At 75.4% G+C, this 3,054-nt stretch carries 3 protein-coding genes and 1 pseudogene; 3 read left to right on the top strand and 1 reads right to left on the bottom strand.

Features of this window, described 5'->3' with window-relative positions; translation table 11 throughout:
• The 3 genes from SSNG_RS29225 to SSNG_RS29210 form a co-directional block, all read left to right on the top strand.
• The coding region (locus SSNG_RS29225; protein WP_042802202.1) for a histidine kinase at nt 1-935 on the top strand (935 nt) is incomplete at its 5' end.
• A complete protein-coding gene (locus tag SSNG_RS29220) occupies nt 923-1,585 on the top strand; it encodes a response regulator transcription factor (protein ID WP_042802200.1) in 663 nt (220 codons plus the stop codon). The genes SSNG_RS29225 and SSNG_RS29220, both read left to right, overlap by 13 nt.
• A gap of 612 nt (nt 1,586-2,197) precedes the next feature.
• Nucleotides 2,198-2,482: a hypothetical protein gene (locus SSNG_RS29210; RefSeq protein ID WP_007267534.1), complete on the top strand. Its 285-nt coding sequence runs from the start codon at nt 2,198-2,200 to the stop codon at nt 2,480-2,482.
• Here the strand turns inward: SSNG_RS29210 and SSNG_RS29205 are convergent.
• Nucleotides 2,445-3,054: pseudogene (locus tag SSNG_RS29205) on the bottom strand (hypothetical protein); the annotation flags it as partial. The gene SSNG_RS29210 and the pseudogene SSNG_RS29205 overlap by 38 nt on opposite strands.

Raw genomic sequence — 3,054 nt, 5'->3', positions numbered from 1 at the left:
CCTGGCGGGAGTTCGGGTACGCCGCCCTGCTCGGGCTGGTCTTCGGGGCGGCCGGCTTCGGGGTGCTGTCGCTGCTGGCGTTCTCCCTGATGCTGGTGGCCTCCCCCGTCATCGTGTGGGCGCTCGCGCCGGAGCCGGTGATGCTGGTGCCCGGCGAGGCGGTGGCCGGCCCGCTGGAGGCGCTGGGCGGTACGGCCGTGGGGCTGGCCGGGCTGGTGCTGACCGCGTACGCGGGCGCCCTGATCGCCGGGGCCCAGGTCAAGTGCGCCCGGCTGCTGCTCGGGCCGCGCGCGGAGGACGACCGGGTGCTGGAGCTGACCCGCTCGCGCGTCCGGCTGGTCGAGGCGTTCGAAGCCGAACGGCGGCGCATCGAGCGGGACCTGCACGACGGGGCCCAGCAGCAGCTGGTGGCCCTCAGCATGACCCTGGGCCTCGCCGAACTGCGGCTGCGCGCGCACCCGGAGGCGGCGGACGCGGCGGCGCTGGTGAGCCGGGGCCGCGAGGAGGCGAAGCTGGCCCTCGCCCAACTGCGGGACCTCGTACGGGGGATACACCCGCAGGTGCTCACCGACCACGGGCTCACGGCGGCGGTGGCGGAGGTGGCGCTGCGCCATCCCGTGCCGGTCACGGTGGACCTGGAGCTGCCCCGGCTGCCCGAACCGGTCGAGGTCACCGCCTACTTCACCGTCGCCGAGGCCCTCGCCAACGCGGCCAAGCACAGCGGCGCCTCGCGGGTCGGCGTCGCCGGTAGGGTCGAGGGCGGCCGGCTCACCCTCACCATCACCGACGACGGCCGCGGCGGGGCGGACCCCGGCGCGGGGGCGGGCCTGGCGGGTCTCGCGGACAGGGTGGCGATGTTGCAGGGCAGGCTGACGGTGTCCAGTCCGGTGGGCGGTCCGACCGAGCTGAAGGTGGAGGTCCCGTGCTCCGGGTGATCCTGGCCGAGGACTCCGTACTGCTGCGGGCCGGGCTGACGGAACTGCTGACCCTCGGCGGCCACCGCGTCCTCGCCTCCGTCGGTGACGCCCCCGCGCTGCTGCGGGCCGTGGCCGCCGAGCGTCCCGACGTGGTCGTCACGGACGTGCGGATGCCGCCCGGGCTGCGCGACGAGGGGCTGCGGGCCGCCCTCGAACTGCGCTCGGCGGACCCCTCCCTGCCGGTCCTGGTGCTCTCGCAGTACGTGGCCACGGCGTACGCGACGCAGCTCTTCACCGGTGGTTCGGCGGCCGGGCTGGGCTACCTGCTGAAGGACCGGGTCGGGGACGTGGAGGAGTTCCTCGACGCGCTGCGCCGGGTGCACCAGGGGCAGACCGTCATCGACCCGGAGGTGGTCCGCGTCCTGCTCACGCCCCGGCCGGCGAACGAGCCGCTGGCCCGCCTGACCCCGCGCGAGCGGGAGGTGCTCGCGTTGATGGCGGAAGGCCTCAACAACCAGGCCCTGGCGGCCCGCCTGTTCATCACCGAGGCCTCCGTCGTCAAGCACGCGAGCAGCATCTTCACCAAGCTGGACCTGGACCCGACCGAGGGCAACCGCCGGGTTCTGGCCGTCCTGGCCCATATGCGGGGCACTGCGGATTCCGCATAGCGATAAGGCTGTGACCTGCGGGCATTCAGTTCAGATGGGGTGATCGCTAAGGTCGCGGGGTGTCGAAGAACGATGAGATCACGCCAGGCCGCGACGAGTCCGAAGAGCAGCGCTGGCGGGCCTTCCAGGAGGAGTTCGAGCGGTCCAACGGGCCCTTCGAGCAGCCCGCGCCCGCGCCCCGGCGGGTGTGGCCCCGCAACCTGGCCATGGCCCTCCTGGCGGGGTCGCTCGCCTTCGCCGCGCTCAAGCTGACGGCCTCCGCCTCCGAAGACGGACCCACGGCCACCGCCGCCGCGGCCGCGGAACCCACGCCCGGATCCGGTCCCGGGGCCACGCGCGGGGCCACGCCCGCGGCTCCGGCCGCCCCGGCCGCCACCACCGCCGCCCGGCCGATGGTCCCGCTGGCCGAGGTGTTCCCCGAACGCGTCCCCGACGGTGCCGGGGGCTCCTTCACCCGGGTGGACTCGGCCGTGATGCCGTCCTGCACCGAGCGCGACTCGATCGGCCCGCGCCTCGCCGCCATGATCGAGTCGGGCAAGGGCTGCGTGGGCGAAACAGATCGCGCTCTACAAGGACGCGCACGACAACCAGTACGACCTCGCCGTCTTCACCATGAAGGACCCCCAGGACGCGCTGCGGGTGGTGACCGGGCTGACCATGGCCTTCGACGACTACCAGGTGGGTACGCAGGCCCCGCCGCGCGGATCCGGCCTGGCCACCCTCGGCCCCGAGACCGGCATGGTGCAGTCCTTCGCCGGCTACGGCCGGGTCATGGTGGTCTCGCTGGGACAGTGGTCCGACGGCCGGACCGGCGACTTCGAGAAGCTGGTCGACGGGATGCAGCCGCTCCAGAAGGCGGTCACCGACCGGGTGACGCGGTACGAGGGAGACCGCTGACCCCCTCCCGGGAGCGCGCCACCACCCGCGAGGCGGCCGGGCCTGCCGGGGCCGCCGACCGGGCCCAGGCCACCAGCAGCAGCGGCAGCGCCAGGTAGCCGAAGCGGCCCGCCGGGGCCAGCAGGAACGCCAGGGTCAGCCCGAGCGCGAGCCGGTCGGCCGCGGCCACCACCGTGCGCGGCGGGCGCACCAGCAGCGAGAGCGCCACCCCCAGCCCGCCGAGCAGCAGCAGACCCACCGTCAGGTACCAGCCCCACGGCCCGAGTTCCGCCAGCAGGTGCCCCGGCAGCGGGCTGCTCGCCGGGGTCGCCACCTCGGCCCGCCCGGTCGGGAAGGCGAACACCTGCCGCCACAGCTCCCCCGGCTGGAGCAGCACGCCCGGCACCACCAGGGCCGCCGTCCCCGCCAGCGTCACCAGCGCGCACCGCACCGCCGCCCGCCGCCCGCCCCGGCCCGCCGCGAGGAGGGCCAGCACCACCGCCACCGCGGGCAGCGCCGTCCACTTGAGGGCGCACGCCGCGGCCAGGGCCGCCCCGGAGGACGCCGGACGGCCGGAGGCGGCCGCCGCGAGG

Origin of the sequence: Streptomyces sp. C (assembly GCF_000158895.1) — a bacterium.
Classification (GTDB): domain Bacteria; phylum Actinomycetota; class Actinomycetes; order Streptomycetales; family Streptomycetaceae; genus Streptomyces; species Streptomyces racemochromogenes.
The sequence above is the reverse complement of the archived record's forward strand: the minus strand, read 5'-3'. Positions and strand labels throughout refer to the sequence as shown.